This window comes from Pseudarthrobacter sp. 1G09, assembly GCF_050038305.1.
Classification (GTDB): domain Bacteria; phylum Actinomycetota; class Actinomycetes; order Actinomycetales; family Micrococcaceae; genus Arthrobacter; species Arthrobacter equi.
This window is the reverse complement of the sequence record NZ_CP188306.1, coordinates 317,031-339,067: the sequence shown is the minus strand read 5'-3', so window position 1 is coordinate 339,067 and position 22,037 is coordinate 317,031. Positions and strand designations below refer to the sequence as shown.

Sequence of the window (22,037 nt, the reverse complement as noted above, 5' to 3'; positions counted from 1 at the left end):
GTGGCTGGTCAGCGAATTGGGTACGTCCGGGTCAGCACTTTGGATCAAAACGAGAAGCGGCAGCTCGAGGGCCAGATACTGGACAGAATCTTCACGGACAAGGCCTCCGGCAGGGACACAGCGCGGCCGCAGCTTACCGAGCTGCTGAGGTTTGTCCGTGACGGGGATACCGTCGTTGTGCACAGCATGGACCGATTAGCCCGAAATCTCGACGACCTGCGCGCCCTCGTTCAGGGCCTCACGCGGCGAGGAGTACGCGTCGAGTTCGTAAAAGAGCAGCTCGTCTTCACCGGAGAGGACTCCCCCATGGCAAACCTCATGCTCTCGGTCATGGGAGCCTTCGCCGAATTCGAACGCTCCCTCATCAGGGAGCGTCAGCGGGAAGGTATCGCTCTGGCCCAGCAGCGCGGCGTGTACAAGGGAAGAAAGAAGACCCTGACACCGGAACGGGCAGCCGAACTCGTCCAACGCGCCGGCAACGGCATCCCAAAAGTCGTCCTCGCCCGCGACTACGGAATCAGCCGAGAAACCGTCTACCAATACCTCCGCCACGCGAACGGGATGAGTCCCAAGTCCCTTCTCCCACGCAGTTCCCTGAGCTGAACAACCAACGGCAAGCATTCCAGCCCACGTAAGAGCGAAGAGAACCAGAACTGCCCGACATTGCCTGCACAAAACTAATCGAGGAAGTACGCGAGAACCTTCTCATCGGAGTCCAGAATTTCGTCTGCAGGCACGTGGAGTCCTCGTGCGAGTTCGACTGATCCAATGAGTGCGACCTGCATATCAGGCGAGAAGGCTCGTTCGAGCAAGCCGAGATAGTCGGACATGCCCTGGTCCAATTTGTCTATGAGCTCCCGGTACTCCGCAGCGAGCTGCTCGTCGAGCACGCGCTGCTCGCCGATATAGCGTTCGATCAGCTCGGCCTCTCGCTTAGAGAGGTACGATCCGGCCGCCTCGTACATGATCGTGCCGACAGTGTTCCCGATGATGGCGCCGAGCACTGGAACTGGGATGAGCGCCTGGCCCACAAAAGACGATAGCGCGCTCACCGCGGCTTCCAGGGCGATGAACTCGGAGTTCTCAATGAACTCCACCTGGTCGATCTCGCCGCGGCGCAGCCTGTTCGCCTGTTCAGCAATGCCGAAGGCGGCGGTGACAATTGAGCTTGCGACGGCCGCCGACGTAGCGGTGAAATTCGTCAGCGCGTAGATGCTGAGGCCTCGTACTCCGCCTTTGACGAAGCTAAAGCCGGTCTCTTCTGCGATGTCGAGCCAGTCCTGCTCACTGAACTCTGTAAGGCGCTTGCCTTCCCGACGCTTGGCAACCACCGCTAGCACGAAAGCCGTCCCGCCCTCGATCGCGGCGGCTGCGAGTGTGGCCTTCGCTCCTTCTTGCAGGTTTGGCAGGCTCTCGCGATAGGCGTTATCGCGGAGTGCCTGATCGGTGGAACGGAGGGAAGCTTCCTCGGCAGCCATAGTCGACTCGTAAACGCCCCTTTGTACCTCGTGGTACTCGAGCGTCGATGGTTCGAGCGCTTCGATACCGATCCGTCCCTCTTGGAAGAACGCTTCGATCCGTTGCCAGTCCTTAAAGGAGGGTCCGTCTCCGCTGCGCGACAGGAGCTTTCCTGCTTCCTCGGGCGGCATGGAGTGCAGCTCCTTGACCATCTCGAAGTAATCAGCGGGGATCTGATACTTCCCGCCGTTCTGCACGAAGTCGGGATAGTTCTGGAGGTGTTCGGTAATTGCTCCTAGGGAGAAGCGGCCACCTGCTGCGACAAACTTCTGCTGAATCTCCACTCCCCTGCGGATTAGGTCCACGGGTCCGTTGTCGTTCACCCACTGGTAGACCGACTCCTGACCGAGAATCTGTTGCCGGGCATTGGCGATACCCACCTCCGCGATCTCAGCGATGAAGCCGTGCATTCCGTGCTGTCCGCCGCGATTGGCGGTGACCACCTCGAGGTCAATCTTCCTAATAGCCTCTTCGATGCTGGTGAGTGCGTTCACGAGGTTCTCGTCCTGCTGACTGAAAGAGCTCAACAAGTCGTCAATGCGGAGTTGATTGAGGTAGTTCACCCATGAAGCGACCGCCTGCTCCTGGTTGTTCCTGACCAACTTTGGTATGTCATTCATCCGCTGCGTCCCGTTCGATGCGGCTACCTAGCAGTGCTGCACACGACTTCGTATTGTTCACAAGGACGCCGAGTCTCTGCTGCTGGGAGTCGGTGAGCAAACGGAAGTCGGCGCCAAAATGCGGCAATGCTTCGCCGTAGCACTTCACCAGCTCTATGCGAAGGCCGGTTGTCTTCTGGAGGAGGTCGCCGATCTTCGCATCATCGCTTTTGACCGACGCGCAGTTTTGCTTCACTGCACCAAGAGCCTCCTGCTTTGCCGCCAGATTATCGAACTTTTTCTTGGCAAACAGCGCGATTGAAGCGAGGAGGGTGGCTCCTGCGACGGTCCACCCAACGGGGCCGGCAAGCGCCAGTATTGCGCCGCCTGCAGCGGTGCCTCCACCTCCGGCAGCCAATGCGCCGCCTCCAAGCCAGGCAAGAGCAGCGTTGCTCGCAGCGGCTCCGGATAGAGCAGAAATAGCGGTACCAGTTGAGGCGGTACCGAAAGTGGTGGCTACCCACATGGCGGCCGTTGGCGCCACGCTCGCGACTGCAGCTCCCGCAGTAAGCCCGGCGCCTGCGCCGGCTGCGGACTGCTGCGCAGCTTCCAAGTCCTTCCGGGCGAATTCCTCGGCATCCAGGAACTCCGCCTTGTAGACGCCGATCTCACCGAAAGACGTCTCGAACGGCTTCGGGGTGTTGGCGATACTGTTCACCAACAGCTCGACGAACTCGATCAGGTCCGCTGACCGTTCGCGCTGGCGCAGGAGCGAAAGCCCCTTATCGCTCATCGCAGCGAAGGCAGCGTTGTACTCCGCTATCGCCTCCTCGTAGGTGTCCGGCGCCTTCACGGCCATTTTCTCGACTGTTTCTTTGGCGGCTTCCTTGACGCTTTCAACCTGCTCAATGAGCTGCGTCGACGCACTCCTGAAGACCTTGCCAACGCCCTCTATGGCCTTATTCACGTCAACCTGTTCAGCCACCGTTATCCCCCAACTCCATTGCGGTTCGCTTCCGAGAAAAGATTATCGACTGCTGCTGACAAAGTGGCGTTCGTTCCTCAGTGACTGGAAGGGTAAACCCTCCCCCGTCGCCAGCTTGACAGAACGTCCGTTATCGGGTCTCGAATGGGACGAGAAGAAGTGGATCATATAGCCCGTCTTAGGTGGCCGTTTTGCCTTCCCACGCCGACCAGCGTTCGCTATATCGGTACCGGGGGCAATGGCGATATCGCGGCTCGGGTAATTCGGTGGCTTCGAAGCCCTCTGGCGACATGTTAGGCCGTCCATGATCAATTAGGATGTAAGCGTACGTCAGCATGCAGCGGTATAATTGTGCCGTGAAGACTACCCAGCACATGGAGACTGTCGCTCGCCTTGGCAGCGCTGTCCGTGAGGCGCGCAAGGAGCTCAAACTCACTCAGGAGCAGCTGGCCCTTCAAGCCCACGTGAGCCGTGCTTTCGTGGGTGAACTTGAAAAGGGGCACAGCCGTGCCGAGCTTGGCAAGGTCCTCGACGTGCTGGGCGTGCTCGGAATAAGTACCCGCGCCATAACATCCCTGGTACAAGAGAAGACAAAGAAGGCCCGCAGTATTCGGTCAGCTAAGACTGCGCGCATTTCCAGGCAGCGCGCTTATCCAGCTGCCGAGGTACTCTCCTCCCAGGGCCGAAGCGGCCTTTTGTTCGCTGATGCAGCTCTTGCGCTTGCGGGCCATGAGATTACTGACCCCGCGCTCCGCGGTGTCGTCGACGGAGCCGCTCGTTACCAGCTGACCACGGATGAAGCTCTGGCTGCTATCCGCCTGCACGTACAGGGTTGATGGCAAGCAAGCCAACCCCCGGCACAACTTTCCGTACCTGGGATGATTACTACATCCCGGGTACGACTGTTTTGAGGAACAAGTTCACCAGGCCAGGGCAACCCTTCGGTGAGACTGATCCGGGCAAGCTGAGAGCCATGGAAGAGGCGATAACCGCAATCAGGCTTCGCGAACTATATGAGAAGCCTATAGACGGAATATTCGACTATGCCCATATGAAGGCGATCCATCACCACGTGTTCCAGGACGTCTATGAATGGGCGGGGGAAGAGCGTGTCGGTCCCGCTAGCTTCATGACCAAGGACGGGCATGCCTACTACCCTGCCGGCCCGGCTCTGACGGCGGCGGCCGAAGCTGAGTACATGAAACTGGCCGACAAGAGTCTTCTGCGGGGCCTTGAGCTCGAGGCATTCATCCAAGCTCTTGCGGAATGCTGGGGCGAGCTGAATGTGATCCACAGCTTTCGGGAGGGGAACACCCGCACGCAGTTCGCATTCTTCTCCCAACTGGTGGAACAGGCTGGCTACAGGATCAACACTGTGCAGTTCGCACCTGGCTCGGCGTTGCGCGAGGAATTTGTAACAGCACGTTTCCATAGTCAGGACACAGGGAACAATGATCGTCTCGCCGCAGTGCTTGCACAAGCGATCAACCCGGTGACACCGCCGCCCTCCCCGAGCTGACTTACGCTGTCGTCGCTGGGTACGGGTTGGCAGGGCCGGCTTGGCTCTCCGAAGTTGACGAAACCTACAATATCGGTAATGCAAACTCGGGTAAGAGCAGCGCGAAGGAGCTAAACGACCGTATAGCTAGCCGGGCCAGGGTGCCTAACCGCGCCGAAACATACTCCGCGAACTAGGCATTGTTTAGTCTCCAAGCCGATTGACGCGGCACGTGGCCTACTCAGGGACAACGAACCATTCCTCCTTCTCTGCAATGTCCCTGAGAGACAATGCTTTCGATGAGGCGCTAAGTGCTTGGTCTGCTGCAGCGAGGACCATCGTGGGATACGTAGCTGGCTCGGAGAGGACGTACTCCGCTACATGCTGCTCGAACTCCAATGCCGTCGTGCGGAAGTGAAAGTCTGGACCGCAATGGGCGATCATCGCTAGCTCTTCTTCCGTCACCGGCGTCCCAGGCTCCCGCGCTGACCAGTATGCCCTAACAAAAGTGCGTACGAGAAGCTTGTTTTGCGCGATGGCCTTCATGGCATCCGGGCCGAAACCGAGCGCGCCTAGATGAGAGATGGGTAGCATCAGGCAGGCCAATTCTGGGAATTCATTCGCTGCAACAGCGACTACGTAAGGGGACAGAGGAACTCGTGTACGGGCAATCTCTTGTATGGCATCGATGATTTTCTTCAAAGATGCCTCAGGAATCGATGCCTTCACGTCGGCTGCCCGCTCGAGTATCGAGAGGATCGTGTCGTCATCCGCGCAACTGATGAATGAAAGAAGCCAAGCTTCTCGATCCTCGAGGCCCGCAAGCTGTCCAGCGGAGCTGGCCCACCAGTCGCCGTCACTTCTTTTGGCGAAAAGTACTTCCAAGAGCGCACTAGCGGTCCTATTCTGACCGAACGCAGAACGATCAGTTTGACCGGCGCGAGTAGCAATGCCTTTGGTAAGTCCATGGTTCGCAGCAGCTGATACGACGATCCGAGTGCTCAGCCAATTTGCGCCAAAAGTTTCTTCGATGACATTGGCCAGCTGACTCCACATGAGGGTGGTGCCCCTTCGACCGGCGGTGATTTGGAGGATCTGGTGGAGGCGTTCCCCCAGCCCAGGAGAACTTTTCATCCTTGCCAGGGCGGAGGACTGCCGAGGAAATGTAGGAGGCTCATCGTGGGAAAGAGAAAGTTCACTCTTCAGTGATGGTGCTTCGTTCTTGGCCCCCCTAGAGAACAAAAAGAAGGCGTCGCAGACCGTCATCAGGTCTGCTGCCAAGGATGTTCCGCGGGGCCTTGTCGACGCTCCGGATACTACGAGTTCTAGAAACTCAGCAGCCAGCCGGGAATCATCTTCCGCACCTACACCGGCCTCGAGAAGTAGCAGCGAGGCGTTCGGTGAACAGGTAGAAAGCGCGTTCCCTTGTGCAGGAGTGATGGACTTTGCGATGCCGAGAGGAAAAATCAGCTCGAGCCAGCGCTCTCTGCGGGTTACATCAACAGTCTTATCAAATTCACCGTTCCACCAGGTTAGGGTGCCACGGGGCGAAGGGCTCACTGCGCCCAACACTTTTGCACACTTGTACGCCAGAGGGGCGTCCACTTGGTTGACAAGACATGTGCGAAGAAAATCCACGATGACTTCAACGCTCGGTTGGCCATAGGAAGAGGTCCTTCGGGGGCGCGGGTTTGCTACTGCTTCGTTTTCGACGACTCCCACGGCGTCGAACGCGCCGGCCGCAATACGGCGACGAGGACGTGCAGCGGAATCGAAGACCCCGTCCTCAAGGAGAATCTTGCCAACGCGCCGGCTCCAAAATGGGCGCGGGGCACTCTCATATAAGTCTTCCACCTTGTCCGCGACAGTCGAGATCATGCCGTCATCAAACATGCCAGCCATGAACCTAGTGACGTTCAGCCAATATGGTCGATGCATGAGCGCCAGCATGCGATCGAACCGGTCCACCCCTTTACCTGAAGGCGAAGCGGGAGCGGTGGTGAAGAGATGCTTAGCCGCAAAGTATTCGCGGATCGGTTGGACTTCGAACTCGAAGTACTCGTCCGTGCGGCTAGTTATTACCCATACGCGCTGTGTCACTGCGGTGAAGAGCGTGTTAGCAAGCGACGGATCGAGCCCCAGGTCTGCAAGGCGGTACCTCACGAGGCGAATGAGCTCCGCACGGGTAGCACGTCCTGTTCCGCCGTCGCTTTCTGCGTCCGCGTGGAGGTGCCACCCGATGTACGCAGTAATGCGTTCGACAGTGTGTCGATGCCTCTTGACGACCTCATTCTTGGCTGTCTCACGGTCAAGGAACAGCTCCATGTAGCTGGCATACAGGGCGGTCCTGTTCGTCGGAACGGACTCCCCTCGACGGTAGATGAGAAAAAGCAGAATTGCGAGCTGCATTGGATTAGTAGCCAGTTCGCTTACATGCGGTTCTGCGGAGCGGGCCTTAAATACTCTTCGAACGTCAGCAGCGTCTTGGTCAGTTAGTTTTTGGCTGGAAGACCACCTCTCCAAATACTTGTTTCGGAGGTCGTCTGTCAGTGGCAGGAGCTCAAAGTACGAGAACTTATCATCTCGAGGCTCGGCTCCGCTGGCATAGCTGGGACGAGCCGTCACAACGATACGAGTCTCGGCGCGGTATGAGCCAGATCGCTCTTGGAACGCTTGGATTTCATCCACGACCTTTTGACGGGTCGTGGCTTCGGCAACCTCATCAAGCCCATCGAAAGCAACGAAACTTGGCAGCCAATCAAGCAGAAACAGAACATCATCGGGCGTCACCTCAGCGCCACCACTGTCTTTCTGCATCATCCTCGCTATAAAGGATTCAACCCCGATGGGCGCACCAGGCTCACGACGTGTTGCATCATCGTCTCCGGCAAGCGGGTCGTATCCTCCCATCCATCGGGCGTAGATTCGGAGGTCAATTCTGTAGGGGATGCGAGGGATGTCTTCTAGTGGGGCTGCCCCAATGGCACTCATAGGATCGTCATCGGCGTGAAGGAAAATTGAGCGATGTACTTGGCAGATGAACTGGATCAAGGTGGACTTGCCCTGACCGGGAGCTCCGAGGATCACTGTGGAGTTGTTGTGCCCAAGGCTGGTAAGAAGGCCTACGCCCGTGCTCGACCCGAGGTAGGCTGACGCGGCGGCAGAGCGACGGCGGACAGGTGCGGCTGGAACATCGATAAAGAGGCTATTTAGCGAAACGCCCTCAAGCTCTCCGTGCTTGAACCTGACTTCGCTGTCCTGCCCGCGCTGATTGGCGGCGACGGCACGAAGTATTAGGGACAACCTGTTCTTGCGTTCGATCAGAAACTGCGTTTGCGTGATCGAGCGGATTATGTCTGCTCCAAGAAGCATGTCGGGGTACGCGAACTTCAGTTCGGAAGGAGCAGAATCGACTGCCCGGCTCACCTCATTGCGCCACCAGGCTCGCATCTTCATTCCGAAGCGTTCACTCTCTGCGGCAAGGTGAGCGTTAAGAAGGTCGATTCTTCCGGTGTCTTCATGGGCGGTCCCAGGAACGTTGGTTACTAAAAGCCACTCCTTGGTGCCCCGTTCCTGCATCCTTTTAAGATTGGGCTCTTCATCTTTGATTATGCTCTTCAGCCATTTGACTGGGTCGCGCTCCTGTCGCTGGTCGCGGACCCACTTCACTTGATATGAGAAGACCTTCACGCCAGTACCGTCTTGAAGCTCGAACGCGTCATGGCCACCATCCGGCTGACGAATCGGGGGCACCGAGAGATCAGGATGGAGATGTAAGAGGAGAGCTTGGATCATATGCTGGAAACCGTCGTCGCCTAAGTCCTCAAAACGATACTCCGCCACGCGTTCCTACTTTCAGTTGCTGATGTCGGAAGATTCTTTCAGATCGAACGTTGGCAGGTGCGCTCTAAGCAGCAAATTTGCTGATCTTGTCCAAGTCGGGTCCTGGCGGAATGAATTTTTTTGACCATAATCCGGAAAAGCTAACGCCAGATTCATGGCAGCATGATCCCCTGATGTCTGCCCGTGTCGATTCCACCGATCGTTAGAGCTCTGGTCTTAAACTGCATGACAATCCGGGATAAGGCACACATGGCTGGATCCGTCACTTCAGTCGGCATAACCTCACGAAGGCAAGCCCATCGCCGCAAGCTTCCAGGAAAAAAGCGCAATCCGTGCTGGAGACTCAGCTCGACCTAAGGCTGGTTATGCGTTTGAAATCTCCGGGGGGGGAGAGGCATCGAAAGAGCTGGATTTACCTGCTGACGAGGGTCCTGTCGGCCGGCGGCGGCACTGCTTTTGTGTCTGTGTCTATGTCTATGTCTATGCTGTAGATGGTCTCGGACCGGTCGGTGAACCGCGTGATGTCCTCGAGGGTGATGTTGCTGAACGCCGAGCGTTTCTTCAGGTGCTGGACCAGTTCCGTCTGCGGCCACATCAGCTGGTCGAGGTAGGTGTTGAAAGACCGCCCGCTGGCTCTGGCGTAGGCCGACACCGCCTTCGGGTCGGTGATCTTTCTGCCGTAGGTGAGCTCGATATCGACGTCACCCAGCGGGTCGGTCTCAGGATTCAGGTAGCTGCCGACCACCCGAATGGCCATGATTCATGGACCCCGGAATAACACCGAGCTCGATATTGTCACGGGCATCGTCCGGACAAGCCACGCCTACGCCACAGCATCGCTTTCCGCTAGCGACGGGAACGCCTGACGTCCCGCGGAGCCGCCGAGGCCGTCATAAGCAAAGACACCTAACCTCTAAGTCCGGCGTACCGCGGTCCTGCGACGCTTCCCTGGGCCGGGCTACCTCGCCCTGGCCGGTGGCCCACAATGTTTTGGCGAACACGAGGGCTTCTTGTGTGAGGGGATGGACCCGGAGATTCCTGGAACTGCCTGGTCAGGACTTTCGTCCGGTTCAGGCACACCCCAACCTGACGTCAGGCACCCACAGAAGAGGCGTCAGAATAGGGTCCAATTCTGAGTTCCCGGATGCCACATTCGAAAGGTCTTGAACCCTATCCGGACACCACATCCGAAGGTTCTTAGACGCCACAGGACACTCACAGAAGAACCCAGCTGCCCGCTACCGGACGGCCTGGCACTTCTGGTCCTCGGCGGTCTGGGCCACCACGTCCCGGGCGCTGGGCTCAGTAACGGAAGGCTTGGTGCCGGACGTGAAGTCGATGCCAAGGTAAAGCTGCACGCCGTAAACGGAAGGGTCCGCCTGGACCTTGGACGCGGGGAGGCCAAAGAGCGCCGCCACGTCCGCGGCCACGTCGTCAAAGTCCGGCCCGTAGTAGATGGTGGTCTCATCAGCGGGCTGCGCCTCAATCCGGCTGAGGTTGGTAAATCCGGCCCCGGTGAGGATGGGGGTCAGGTCGTGGCTCCGGCCGGGAACGGTGGTGCCGTTGGCAATGAGAACCGGCTGCAACGACCTGTCGTAGCCCGGCGAGGGAGCCTCTGCCGGCGGAACGTCCGAAGGAGCCGGCGCCGGCCCGGCAAGGTCAGCGCTCTGCCGCAGCGCGGCGAACAGGTTGCCCGCCGCCGGTTCGGAGAGCTGCAGGCGGTTGGGGTCCGCGGCCGGAATGGTGGGCACGGTAATGAAGTTCACCCTGGCCGGGTCGATGTTCTTGAGCCGGTCCGCAATGGTCAGCAGCGCGGGAATCGAAGCGAGGCCCTCGTCCACGGTCAGGTTCCGGGTGACGGTGTCGGCGATGCCCAGGACCTTCTGGGGGTTCCGCAGCGTCCCCTCATCCTTGAGTTTGCGGGTCAGCGAGCCGAGGAATGCCTGCTGCGCCTGGATCCGGCCCAGGTCCCCGCCGTCCGCAAAGGCGTACCGGGTCCGCAGGAACGCCAGCGCCTGGTCCCCCTGCACGCTCGATGTTCCCTCCGGCAGGCGCAGCCCGGAATCCGGGTCGAACACCGCCGCATCCACGCACACGTCCACGCCGCCCACGGCGTTGGAGAGCTCCTTCACCGAGTTGAAGTCGGCCATCATGAAGTGGTCGATCTCAAACCCGGTCACCTCGTTGACAGTATCCACGGCGCAGCCGATTCCCGCTTCGGCCATGGCACTGTTGATCATCGCCCCCGGCCGCGCCACATATTGCCGGTCAGTGTCCTGGTCCTGGCAGGACGGTACGTCCACCAGGAGGTCGCGCGGGAAGCTGATCACATTGACGTCCTGGTTGTTGGCCGAGATGTCCAGCAGCATCATGACGTCCGACTGCCCGTACCCGGAGGACTGGTCTGCCGTCCCGTAGGCGGCGTTCTTCCCGTCCCGGGTATCGGTTCCCAGGATCAGGACCTGGAGCCTGTCCGTCCGGTCGTCCACCGGGCCTTCGGACCGCAAGCCGCCGGCGCCCAGCGCCGACGATTTGATGTTGGACTGCAGCCGGAAAGCCCAGTAGCCACCGAAGACCAATAGCGCCACGAGGAGCACGGCCACGGAAGCCCCGGCAACCAGGAGCCATCGCGGCGCGCGCCTGCGCGAATACCTGGCACTCCCCTCGGTCAGCTTTCCTTGGCCCGGGTAGCGCGCAGCCGCGGGGTCGGAGTTTTCGGGGCGGGGCGTGCTGTCCAACAGAAAAACCTTTCGGGGGTTGACCGCGCCCCACGCTACAAGGCCCGGCCCCGCGTTCCACGCCCCTCCGCGGACAGCCCGGGATCCGTTGCTGAATGGTTACCTCAGCAAAACAACCGAAAAGAGGGCTTACCCCTTACGCTCCGCCCGGTACGCGCTGGGGCTCACCCCGTGCAGGCGCCGGAACTGGCGGGAAAAGTAGAACTGGTCTTGCAGGCCGATCTCGCGGCCCACCTCGGCGATGGGCAGGTCCGTGGTGTCCAGCAGCAGCCGCGCCCGCGCCATCTTCAAGGCCGTGTGGTGCGCCAGCACTCCCCCGCCCGTCGCCTCCCGGAACAGCTTGCTCAGGTACGACGACGACACCCCCACCAGCGCTGCAAGGTCAGCCAGGCGGACCGAGCCATCCACCCGATCCTCCAGAAAGTTCATCGCCTGCTGCAACGGCGTCCCCTTCTCCGGCAGCCGGCGGTCGCCGGCCAGCGCAGTCAGCAGCCGCCACGCCATCCCGGCAGTGGCCACCAGCCGGGCCGGTGACTGGTCCTTCTCCAGCGCGGTGATGATCTCGTCCAGCATCGCCGTCAGCCGGTCCACCGCCACCAGCGGAATGACCTGCGCGCCCCGCACGCCCGCCCCGTCCAGCAGGTCCGCCACGTCGGCACCGCGCACATGGCACCACCAGATGGTCCACGGGTCGCCGTCCGCGGCACCGTATGCGTGTGCCTCGCCGGTTCCGCCAGGAAGTACGACGGCGGCGGGCGCACCCACGGCGGTCCGCACGCCCCCGGTTTCCACCCACCCCGCGCCCGCGACGCAGAGGATCACGATGGTTTCCGCCGCGCCGTCCGGCCGGTGCCGGCCATGGTCGGCGGCCGCGGGAAAGACCCCTGCGTCAGTCACCACCAGGTGCCGGGTAATGGGACGGCTGAGGGCATCGCGGAGCAGCGGCCGGGGCACCACCACCAGCCGCTGGTTCTGGAATCCGGTGGCCCTCGCCAACCCAGCCCCTTCCGTCACGGAATGTCCATGATAGAACGGCCGGCAACCGCCTGAGCGCGGCAACGAAGCTCAGCCGGCCGGGTAGCTGAGGATCAGATCGTTCATGCGTCGCTGCCACTCAGCATCAGCCCACATGGGGTGGTGCGGCGCCGCGTTGGAACACAACACCATCCCCCACACGCCGTGTTCCAGCGCCGTGCGGATGCCGTGCTCGGCCAGGTCCCGCCCCACCGGGCCCTCCTCGAACCCGCCCAGCAGTGGCGTGTAGCCGATCCACCCCTCGCCCACCACGGCGGGCACGTCCTTCCACCTGGCCCAGGCGGCAATCGCCACCACCCGCGATTCGAGCTCGCGCCGCATCACCTCCCGGTACGGCCCGTACTCGTTGTCCAGCCAGGCGTCCCAGGCCGCGGGGTCGATCCAGTCATAGCCGTAGAACATCTGGTCCGTCACTACTGTGGCCCGGTACTTCCACGCCGCCAGCCGCCCGTACTCAGCAAGCGAAGGAGCGTCGGCCCGCAACAGTGCACGCAGGGCGGCGTTGGGAAACCCTTCAGTCCCCTCGGACCGGATGTCGATCCGCTGCTGCAGCGCATCCAGCACCCCATAGCTGTAAACGTGGAACTGGGCCGCACCCAGGCCTTCCGGAACGGAATGCATGGCCAGGTGCGGCGGCTTGCCGTAACTGGCCGTCACCAGGAGGTCCGGGTGCAGCTGCCGCAGCCGCTGCACCTGCTCCGTTCCGCCGTCGGCGAGCGCCGGAAGGATGGAGAAGTCCACCTCGTTGTGCAGTTCCACCATGGCGATCCGCTGCCGGTGCCCGGCCTCCGCCATGAACCGGATCAGCCGGTCCCAGGCATCGGCCAGGACCCGGTACCGGCCGGCCAGCGGGACGGCGTCGATCGCGTCGAACCAGTGCGGGGAGGCGGCGAACACCGGAGACTGCTGGTATTCCCAGCTGGCCAGGAGTATCACCAGCCCGTGGCGTTCCGCGGCGTCGAACAACGCGATGAGGCGCTCCCGCAGGTTCAGGCGGTACCCGCCGGGGGCGTCATACCAGCGCGTGCCGCGGCCATAGGTCCCGCCGTCAGGGGCCGCGCCGAGCCCCTCGATCTTCAGGTCCTCCGCGAGCGCGTCCAGGCCCAGCCCGCCGAAAAGCAGCAGCGGCGCCGCGCAGATCCGGATGGCGTTGTACCCGAGCTCCGCTGCCCGCGCACACGCTGCGTCGAGGTCCGCGAACGGCCCGCCGTCCTCCGCGCGCGTGTACCAGGAAAAGTCCCAGAGGGTGATGGCCAGCCGGGGCGGAAGGTGCGACGGCGGCGCTCCGGTCAGGGAGCCCGTGTCCCCTTCCACGGTTCCGGACCCCAGGTAACGGGGTACTTCAGTCCCGGATGTTTGCGTCTCCAGTTTTTCGGTCACAGTGATGCCCCTTCCTTCGTGCCGGCATGCGTGGTCAGAAGGCGCCCCTGCGCCGCCAGTTGCCGGAGCTGCACGGCGGCCGCAGCCCGCGCGGCGGCCGTATCGGTATTGAACAGCAGCAGTTCGGGCAGCGACGTCGCGAAGTAGTCCGGCGCAGCGGGGGCGGCGTCCAGTTCGGCGGCCCGCGCGTCCAGCTCCCGCCAGATTTCCTCGGCGTCGCCGGGCAATCCCAGCCGCACGAACGCGACGCCCCGCCAGTATTCCTCCGGACCTACCGGACGCGGGTCCACCGCCAAGAGCCCGCCCGGCAGGAGTGCACGGTTCCACGCCTCCTCCGCCGCAGCAGCATCCCCGGCGAGCTCCAGCGCGTCCCCCAGGGCCACAAACCGCTCGGCCATACTGTCCGCCGGATGCCGTCCCTCGCCCAGGTTCGCGGGGGCTTCGACGCCGTCCCGCAGCAAGGCGGCTGCCGCCGTCGGGCGCTCCTCCATCAGGACCCGGGCGTGCTGGACCGCGGCCCTGTCATAGGCCGCGAGCGCCAGGCCCTCACCGCCTTCGAAGGGCTGGAAGCTGCGGGAGGCCAGCAGCGCCAGCGCGTTTTCTGCCCGGTCTTCTGCGGTCAGCAGGTTGGCATAGCGGAGGGCGAGGTCGTCCCGGTCCAAGACGGCGGGCCCGTGCTGCTCGATCGCGGCGATGCGCTCCCCTGCCGGCAGCCCGCGGACCTCCGCGAGGACAGACCGCTCGAACAGCAGCCGGGCATCGTCCGGTGCCAATTCCTGGGCCCGGCCGAAGTACCTGTCGGCGGCGCCGGGGTCACCGCCCGTGTTCACGGTGGCAAGGGCCGCGTTCCGCCACACCACGGGGTCCTGCGAACCGTGGGCCATGGCCTTTTCCAGGTGCCCCAGGGCATCCGCGGTGCGGCCTGCGTCCATCAGCCAGCACCCCAGCAGCCCGTGGGCCACCCCGTCCCGGGGATCGGCGTCGAGCGCCCGGTGCAGCGCGTCGAAGTCGTCCAGCCCGTACGGGAACGCATACCTGGGGTCCGCGCGCCGTGCCCTGGCACGCTCCGCGGCGGCAGCCTTCGGGTCCAGCATTTCCTCCAGCCAGCTGGCCCGCAGGTAGTGCCTCAGCGGCCCGGGGTTGCCGAAGGCCGCGTGCGCATCTGTGGGATCCGCGGCGCCGGCCAGGTCCAGGGCACGCTGCCCCTGCCCGGCCCGGGCCAGCCAGCAGGCCACCGCCAGGCCGGTCTTGGGATCGGCCACGTTTAGGGTTCCGGCCAGGGCCTGCGCCACCGGGTCCAGGGGGTCGGCGGCCAGCATGTGCGCCAGCAGCGCGGTGCTTTCCGTCGGGCGCCCCAGCTGTTCCAGTGCCAGGTACCTCAGGTGGCCGGCCTCCGGGCTGGTTGCGTCTGTTGCGAGCGCCGCGCCCGCGCGGCGTAACGCCTCGGCCGGGTCACCGGACCGGAGGGCCAGCCGGGCGAGTGCCAAGTGCGCCGGGTGGGCCCATGCCCGGTCCCAGGCAGCCTTTGCGAACCGGTCCCGGGCTTCGTCGAAGCGGCCGGTCCGCTCGAGGACCAGGCCCAGCCGGTAGCTCGCCTCCCCGCTGGGCGGGTTCAGGTTCCGCCGGGTCAGCCGGGCCAGGGCGGTCTCCAGCAGGTCCCGCGCCTGGGCATAGTGGCCGGTGCGGTACCTCGCGGCCGCGAGCGCGGTGGAGGCCCGGGAGTCCTGAGAATCCCGGCGCAGCATCTCCTCGAAGTACGGCAGGGACGACCTGGTGGGGTGCCGGTTCTGGGCCAGGTGCGTCCCGGTAACGAACAACTCGTCCATGCTGTTCATGTCCTGCGGCTGGTCAGGCTCGGTGGCCGTCCACGGTTCGGGATTCTCCGCGGGGTGCCGCGGGGTCCACGAGATCAGTTCCGTGTCCCCGTCCAGGACCCGCAGCGTCAGGTCCGTGGCCGCGGCCCGCTCGGGCAGGTGGAGGGTGGCGGTGAACGGGTGGGCGGGCGAGAGGACAGCGGTCCAGGTGCGGAGGGTTGCATCCCCCAGCCTGAGCTCAATCCGCGCGTCCCGGCGTGCGGTGGCGGAGACGCCCACGGTGGCGGTGCGGCCCGCCCCGTCAAGGGAAAGCGCGACGGCGGCGTCCAGGTTTGCCTGCTGCGCCGGGCCCATCTGCCGGATGGGGTACCAGTACTGGCTGAAGGTGCGCGTTTCACCCGGGGCGAGGTAGCTGAAATCGGGCTGGTTGTCCGTGAAGACCCCGGCCATCAGCTCCACGTACGGGCCGTCGTCGTCCGTGAGGTGCCGGTCCCAGGCTGTGCCCACCGGGCCGGTCCCCCACGTCCACTGCTTCTTGCCGGGCGCGATGCTGCGATCCGCCCAGTGGACAAACCCGGCCCCGGCGGCATGGTCGTACCCGCCGAAGAAGCTGTCCCGGGTGTCGGTGACCATGTAGGAGGTGGGGACGGGGATGTTGGCGTAGAAGTCGAGCCGGTCCGCCTCCGGCCGGCCCGCATCGCCGGAGCCCTTTGCCGCGAGCGCGGGGTAGTCCACTCCGTAGTACGGCCGGTCTGCCCGCGGGAAGGCGGTGACGGCGCGGCGGGCGTGATCCGCCACGTGGGTGACGTCCGTGGGGAAGAAGGACTGGTACTGCTCATGCACCCTGGCGGCGACGTTGGCCCACCAGAGGAAGGTCTGCGGCTCGTCGGTCCGGTTGTGGAGGCGGGCCTCCACCTCGATGAGCGAGCTTCCCGGCGTGAGCCGGACACCGTGGGTTCCGCGCATCCGCTGCAGCGGGTCCAGATCGCTGTGCCACACGGTGACGCTGCCGTTGGCCGAGCGTTCGACGGCGGTGTCCACGGGGAGGAAGGTGGCCGGCCGGTGGTGCTGGGGCCAGTTGAACTCCACCCCGCCGGAGGTCCACGGCCCGGCGAGGCCCACCAGCCCCGGCTTGATCACGTTGTTCCGGTAGAAGAAGTCATACCCGGCGGTCTTGTCGTAACCGATGTGGATGCGGCCGCCGATCTCCGGCAGGAGCATCAGGCGGACGTACTCGTTTTCCAGGTGGATGGCCTGCCACAGCCGGGGCTCCTTGTCCGCCCCGATGCTGTCGATGAACGGCACCGGGTACACCTTGCCGCTGGAGCCCTGGTACACCCGCCGGTCCAGGAACATTGGATACCGGTCAGGCTGCCCGGGAGCGTAGGTATCGATCAGCACCGGTTCGCTCCAGCAGGCCACTCCGCCTGCGGCCAGGATTTCCTGCTGGTCCTGCGGGGCATCGGGCAGCACAATCGTGCTCTTGGCATCATTCGTCACCACTACAGGCTATGAAGCTGCGCCGCCCTTTCCCATGGCTTAAAGGAGCGCCTATATGGACGATCGTGTACTCAGTGGTGCAATTCCATCCGCTGCAGGACGGTGGCTGAGATTTCCTCCACGGACATCGAGGCGGAGTTCACGAACGGAATCGCATTCACCCGGTACATGTCCTCGGCATTGCGCAGCTCGAACGTGCACTGGTTCAGGGAGGCGTAGTTGCTGCCGGGGCGGCGCTCCTGGCGGATCTGGCTCAGCCGCACCGGCAGCGAGGTCAGCCCGAAGCACTTGCGCGCGAACGGCAGCAAGGGTTTAGGCAGGGAGAGGCTTTCGAAGTCTTCCTCCACCAGCGGGAAGTTGGCGGCGAGGATGCCGTGCTGCAGCGCCAGGTACATGGTGGTGGGGGTCTTGCCGCAGCGCGACGGGGCGATGAGGATCAGCTCGGCGCGTTCCAGCGCACGGAGCGACTGCCCGTCGTCGTGCTCTATGGCGTACTCGACGGCGGCCATCCGCGACTGGTAGCGCACGGCGTCGCCCAGCCCGTGGGCCTGGCCCGGCTGACCGCTGGCGGAGGCATGCAAGGCCTGCTCCAGCTGGCCGAGATGAGTCCCGATCAGGTCGAAGAAATGCCCGCGGCTGCGGGCCAGGACGGCGCGGACGTCAAGGCTGACCGTAGTGGAAAAGACGATGGGCCGGGGGCCGGTGGCGGCCACCCGGTCGATGACGGCCACCACCTCCTGCGCCTGTTCCACGGTGGTGATGAACGGGATGCTGCGGCGTTCCAGGTGCTGGGCGGGAAACTGCGTGAGCAGGGTGTTGCCCAGCGTCTCGGCGGTGATGCCGGTGCTGTCGGAGAGGAAGAACACCGTGGGGACGGACGGGTTGCCCGTCCCCACGGTGTCCCGCCAGGGGGTGTCCGGCATTAGACCGCCGGCTGGTTGCTGGTGCGGGCCAGGCGCAGCCACGTTTCCGTCACGGCGTCCGGGTTCAGCGAGATGGAGCTGATGCCCTGAGCCAGCAGCCACTCGGCGAAATCCGGGTGGTCGCTGGGGCCCTGGCCGCAGATGCCCACGTACCGTCCCTTGGCGCGGCAGGCGGAAATGGCCATCTCCAGGAGCTTGGTGACCGCAGGGTTCCGCTCGTCGAAGCCTTCGGCCACCAGGGCCGAGTCACGGTCCAGGCCCAGGGTGAGCTGGGTGAGGTCGTTGGAACCGATGGAGAATCCGTCAAAGTACTCCAGGAACTCGTCGGCGAGCAGCGCGTTGGCCGGCAGCTCACACATCATCACGATTTCCAGGCCGTTCTCGCCCCGGGTCAGGCCGTTGGCGGCGAGCAGCTCAGTGACGCCGCGGGCCTCGGCCAGGGTGCGGACGAACGGGACCATGATCTTGATGTTGGTCAGGCCCATCTCGTTGCGGACAAACTTCAGGGCCTCGCATTCGAGCTCGAAGGCCTGCCGGAACGAGTCCGAAAGGTACCGGGACGCGCCGCGGTAGCCGATCATGGGGTTTTCCTCGGACGGCTCGAACGCGGGCCCGCCCAGCAGGTTGGCGTACTCGTTGGACTTGAAGTCCGAGAGCCGGATGATCACCGGTTCCGGCGCGAACGCCGCGGCGATCGTGGAGATGCCTTCGGCCAGGCGCCGCACGTAGTAGTCCCGCGGGCCGTCGTAGGCGGCCGTCTTTTCGCGGATCTGCCGCACGGTGAAGTCCGAGAGCGATGCGGGGCGCTCGATTTCCCCGGCCACGGCCAGCAGGGCGTTGGGGTGGATGCCGATCTGCCGGTTGATGATGAACTCCAGGCGGGCCAGGCCAACACCGTGGTTGGGCAGCTTGGAGAAGCTGAAGGCCTGCTCCGGGGTGCCCACATTCATCATGATCTTGACCGGGGCCTCCGGCATGGTGTCCAGGCTGGTCTCCTGCAGGGAGTAGTCCAGCAGCCCCTCGTAGACGAAGCCCGCCTCGCCCTCGGCGCAGGAGACGGTGACGGGGGTTCCGTCCTTGAGGATCTGGGAGGCCTTGCCGGTGCCCACGACGGCGGGGATCCCCAGTTCGCGGGCGATGATGGCCGCGTGGCAGGTGCGTCCGCCGCGGTCGGTGACGATGGCGGCGGCCTTCTTCATGATCGGTTCCCAGTCCGGGTCCGTCATGTTGGCCACCAGGACGTCGCCGGCCTGGAAGGAGGCCATCTGGTCGATGGAGCTCAGCACGCGCACCTGGCCGGCGCCGATGCGCTGGCCGATGGCGCGGCCCTCGGCCAGGACGGCGGACCGCTCGCTGAGGGTGTAGCGGGAAATGGTGCCGGAGGCCTTGCGGGACTCGACCGTTTCCGGGCGGGCCTGCAGGATGTACAGTTCACCGTCCACGCCGTCCTTGCCCCACTCAATGTCCATGGGGCGGCCGTAGTGCGCCTCGATGGCCAGGGCGTGGCGGGCCAGGTCCTGGACCTCGTCATCAGTCAGGCTGAACCGGCGGCGCAGGTCCTGCGGCACGGGCACGAAGTCCACGGTCCGGCCCACTTCGGCGGAGTCGGTGTAGATCATCTGGACGGCTTTTTCACCGAGGCCGCGCTTGAGGACGGCGGGCCGCCCGGCTGCCAGGGCAGGCTTGTGGACGTAGAACTCGTCCGGGTTCACGGCGCCCTGGACCACGGCTTCGCCGAGGCCGTAGGAGGAGGTGATGAACACGGCGTCGTTGAAGCCGGATTCGGTGTCCATAGTGAACATCACGCCGGAGGCGCCGACGTCGGAACGGACCATCCGCTGGATGCCCGCGGACAGTGCCACCTCGGAGTGGGTGAAGCCGTGGTGCACGCGGTAGGCAATGGCACGGTCGTTGTAGAGCGAGGCGAAGACGTCCTTGATGGCGAGCAGGACGTTGTCCACGCCGCGGATGTTCAGGAAGGTCTCCTGCTGGCCTGCGAACGAGGCGTCGGGCAGGTCCTCGGCCGTGGCGCTGGAGCGGACCGCCCAGGACACGTCGGCGCCGTGGCTGCCGGTGAGGCGCTCATAGGCGGAGCGGATCTGCTCCTCGAAACCGTCCGGGTACGGGGTCTCCCGGATCAGGTCCCGGATCTGCTTTCCCACAACCGTAAGAGCGGCCACGTCGCCGCTGTCCAGGCCTTCGAGAATGGCTTCAACCCGGGAATCCAGGCCGGATTCGGCGAGGAATCTCCTGTAGGCATCGGCTGTGGTGGCGAAACCGTCCGGTACTTTTACCCCTGCCGAGGCAAGGTTCCGGACCATTTCTCCGAGCGAGGCGTTCTTGCCGCCAACCTGGTCGAGGTCGGACAGGCCGAGGTCAGAAAACCAGAGAACGTCAGTCATAAGTGGTGTCCCTCCATTGGGCACGCGCTGACAAGCGCTAATCAAAGATGTGATGCAAGGTTTGTCAGGAGTGCGCCAAAGAAGCAAATGGATGTGATGTACGCGACATCGGGGCGCCGTAATGAAGGGTCACCGAAGCGGCCGCCGGGCATGGCGGCACGGTTCGGTGATAACTTTCCCCATCCACGGCACGTCCCCGCGTCCGGAGGGCGGAAATCCCCGCTACTATCCCACCAGCGACGAGCGCAAGGCGGCATCGGCGTCTCGAAGGACCTTCGCTGCAACCTGCAGGCCTTCAATCCTGCCGAGTGAAACGTCCTCATGCTCGATGTTCACCAGCATCTCCGGATCCACTTCGTGCAGGGCCCGCAGGAATTCAGTCCAATAGGCGGTGTCGTGGCCGCGGCCCAATGCCACGAAGTCCCAGGCGGATTCCTTTGGCCACTCATTGACCCACTCATCCCCGCCCAGGTTGGTACGGTCCTCGTCCGCGGACAGCCGGCGGAAGCTGTTGTCCAGCACGCCGTAGAGCGCAGCGTTCTCCTTGTTAACGCGGACGTCCTTGGCGGCGGCCTGAAACACCAGCGGCCCCAGCTCACGGACCACGGCCACCGGGTCCATCTGCTGCCAGAACAGGTGCGAAGCATCCAGCTCCACTCCCACGTGGGTGGCGCCGGTCAGGTGGATCAGCTTCCGGACGTCCGCTGTGTTGAACACGATGTTCTGCGGGTGCAGCTCAAGGGCGACCCTGACGTCCAGCTCGCGGGCCAGTTGGTCAATCTCCTGCCAGAACGCGGCGGCAATCTCCCACTGGTAGTCCAGGACGTCCAGCGCAGCCGAGTTCCAGGCGTTGACGATCCAGTTCGGAACCGTGGCGCCGGGCTCCCCACCGGGGAGGCCGGACATGGTGACCACACGGTTCTGGCCCAGGCGGTGTGCCAGCCGAATGGAACGGCGGATGTCCTCGGCGTGTTTTTCGCCGATTGTCCGGTTGGGGTGCAGCGGGTTCCCGTTGCAGTTCAGGCCGGCAATCGACACGCCGGTGCCCTCGAACAGGGCCAGGTACTCATCCCGGGCCGCATCGCTTTCCAGGATCTCGTCGAAGTTGGGCACATGGACCGGTGGCAGGAACCCGCCCGTATTGATCTCGATGCCGGTCAGGCCCAGGCCCGCGATGACCTCCAGCGCCTCGGGCAGGGGGCGGTCATGCAGGATCGCGTTGTAAACGCCAAGCCTCATGGGTTCTCTCCTTTGAAGGGCCCCGCACGAAGGAATGGAGCGCTCTAACAAAGGTAAAGACGGTGCTTTGTCCTGTCAATAGGAGAAACGCAGGGCCCGGCACCGACTCCGGACGTCCGCCGTCGTGCGCTTAGCGTTGCCCTCGCGGCCGCCCCCTGCGCTGCGGAAGGCTACGCCGCGAGCTGCGTGTCCGCCGCTGTGGGAACGGAACCCACCACCGGCAGCGCCTCGGTGAGGACTTCGACCACCGCCATCTGGCCGGTTGAATCGGGAATGCCGGGATACTGTACGTGCGCCTCGGCAGGCTGGATCGGCTCTTCCACCTCACGCATCCGGACCAGCGCAACGGCCGAAATGAGGAACCAGGCCACGTTGGTGACCACCGAAGGCCATGCCCCGTGCAGGGTGCCGTTGATGATGAAGGCCACCGAGCCGAAAAGGTTTGCCGTCTGGAAGCCCTTGCCGGCCTTCAGCCAGCCCATGGAAACGGAGAGGTACGCACTGAGAATCGCCACAGCGCCCGCCCAGCCGGCAATTTCCCACAGCAATTCCATGGCGTCCTT

15 protein-coding genes are annotated in these 22,037 nt (G+C 63.8%); 3 read left to right on the top strand and 12 right to left on the bottom strand.

The window, feature by feature from the left end; translation table 11 throughout:
• Complete coding sequence (locus ACP3TD_RS01555; protein WP_426767106.1) at positions 1-603, top strand: recombinase family protein; 603 nt, start codon at positions 1-3, stop codon at positions 601-603.
• A gap of 74 nt (positions 604-677) precedes the next feature.
• Here ACP3TD_RS01555 and ACP3TD_RS01550 read toward each other — a convergent pair whose 3' ends face one another.
• Positions 678-2,138: a hypothetical protein gene (locus ACP3TD_RS01550; protein WP_426765029.1), complete on the bottom strand. Its 1,461-nt coding sequence runs from the start codon at positions 2,136-2,138 to the stop codon at positions 678-680.
• A complete protein-coding gene (locus ACP3TD_RS01545; RefSeq protein WP_426765028.1) occupies positions 2,131-3,102 on the bottom strand; it encodes a hypothetical protein in 972 nt (323 codons plus the stop codon). The genes ACP3TD_RS01550 and ACP3TD_RS01545 overlap by 8 nt, the downstream gene beginning before the upstream one ends.
• Positions 3,103-3,458: 356 nt before the next feature.
• Here ACP3TD_RS01545 and ACP3TD_RS01540 point away from each other — a divergent pair, with 356 nt between their 5' ends.
• Together ACP3TD_RS01540 and ACP3TD_RS01535 are read left to right on the top strand one after the other, a co-directional pair.
• The gene (locus tag ACP3TD_RS01540; protein ID WP_426765026.1) at positions 3,459-3,938 is read left to right on the top strand and encodes a helix-turn-helix domain-containing protein; all 480 of its coding nucleotides are present in this window, start codon (positions 3,459-3,461) and stop codon (positions 3,936-3,938) included.
• Positions 3,938-4,621, top strand: coding sequence for a Fic/DOC family protein (locus ACP3TD_RS01535; protein ID WP_426765025.1), 684 nt, complete (start codon positions 3,938-3,940; stop codon positions 4,619-4,621). Before ACP3TD_RS01540 ends, ACP3TD_RS01535 begins: the two co-directional genes overlap by 1 nt.
• A gap of 216 nt (positions 4,622-4,837) precedes the next feature.
• On the opposite strand, the gene ACP3TD_RS01530 is transcribed toward ACP3TD_RS01535, so the two are convergent.
• From ACP3TD_RS01530 to ACP3TD_RS01485, 10 genes are all read right to left on the bottom strand, one after another.
• Entirely contained in the window at positions 4,838-8,443 is a 3,606-nt protein-coding gene (locus tag ACP3TD_RS01530) for an NACHT domain-containing protein (protein ID WP_426765024.1), read from the bottom strand.
• A gap of 412 nt (positions 8,444-8,855) precedes the next feature.
• A complete protein-coding gene (locus ACP3TD_RS01525; protein WP_426765023.1) occupies positions 8,856-9,188 on the bottom strand; it encodes a hypothetical protein in 333 nt (110 codons plus the stop codon).
• A 493-nt stretch (positions 9,189-9,681) separates the two neighbouring features.
• A complete protein-coding gene (locus ACP3TD_RS01520) occupies positions 9,682-11,181 on the bottom strand; it encodes an LCP family protein (RefSeq protein ID WP_426765022.1) in 1,500 nt (499 codons plus the stop codon).
• A 129-nt stretch (positions 11,182-11,310) separates the two neighbouring features.
• Complete coding sequence (locus ACP3TD_RS01515) at positions 11,311-12,195, bottom strand: AraC family transcriptional regulator (protein ID WP_426765021.1); 885 nt, start codon at positions 12,193-12,195, stop codon at positions 11,311-11,313.
• A gap of 51 nt (positions 12,196-12,246) precedes the next feature.
• Positions 12,247-13,596 (bottom strand): cellulase-like family protein, encoded by a 1,350-nt coding sequence (locus ACP3TD_RS01510; RefSeq protein WP_426765020.1) that lies wholly within the window; start codon positions 13,594-13,596, stop codon positions 12,247-12,249.
• A complete protein-coding gene (locus tag ACP3TD_RS01505) occupies positions 13,593-16,910 on the bottom strand; it encodes a DUF5107 domain-containing protein (protein WP_426765019.1) in 3,318 nt (1,105 codons plus the stop codon). The genes ACP3TD_RS01510 and ACP3TD_RS01505 overlap by 4 nt, the downstream gene beginning before the upstream one ends.
• Before the next feature lie 71 nt (positions 16,911-16,981).
• Positions 16,982-17,833: a pyruvate, water dikinase regulatory protein gene (locus ACP3TD_RS01500; protein ID WP_426765017.1), complete on the bottom strand. Its 852-nt coding sequence runs from the start codon at positions 17,831-17,833 to the stop codon at positions 16,982-16,984.
• Positions 17,833-20,235 carry a phosphoenolpyruvate synthase gene (ppsA, locus tag ACP3TD_RS01495; RefSeq protein ID WP_426765016.1) on the bottom strand — a complete coding sequence of 801 codons (2,403 nt, stop codon included), beginning with the start codon at positions 20,233-20,235 and terminating at the stop codon, positions 17,833-17,835. The genes ACP3TD_RS01500 and ppsA overlap by 1 nt, the downstream gene beginning before the upstream one ends.
• Positions 20,236-20,460: 225 nt before the next feature.
• Positions 20,461-21,474, bottom strand: a complete 1,014-nt coding sequence (locus ACP3TD_RS01490) for a sugar phosphate isomerase/epimerase family protein (RefSeq protein WP_426765015.1) — start codon at positions 21,472-21,474, stop codon at positions 20,461-20,463.
• A gap of 170 nt (positions 21,475-21,644) precedes the next feature.
• Complete coding sequence (locus ACP3TD_RS01485) at positions 21,645-22,028, bottom strand: CBU_0592 family membrane protein (RefSeq protein ID WP_426765014.1); 384 nt, start codon at positions 22,026-22,028, stop codon at positions 21,645-21,647.
• Positions 22,029-22,037: the final 9 nt, after the last annotated feature.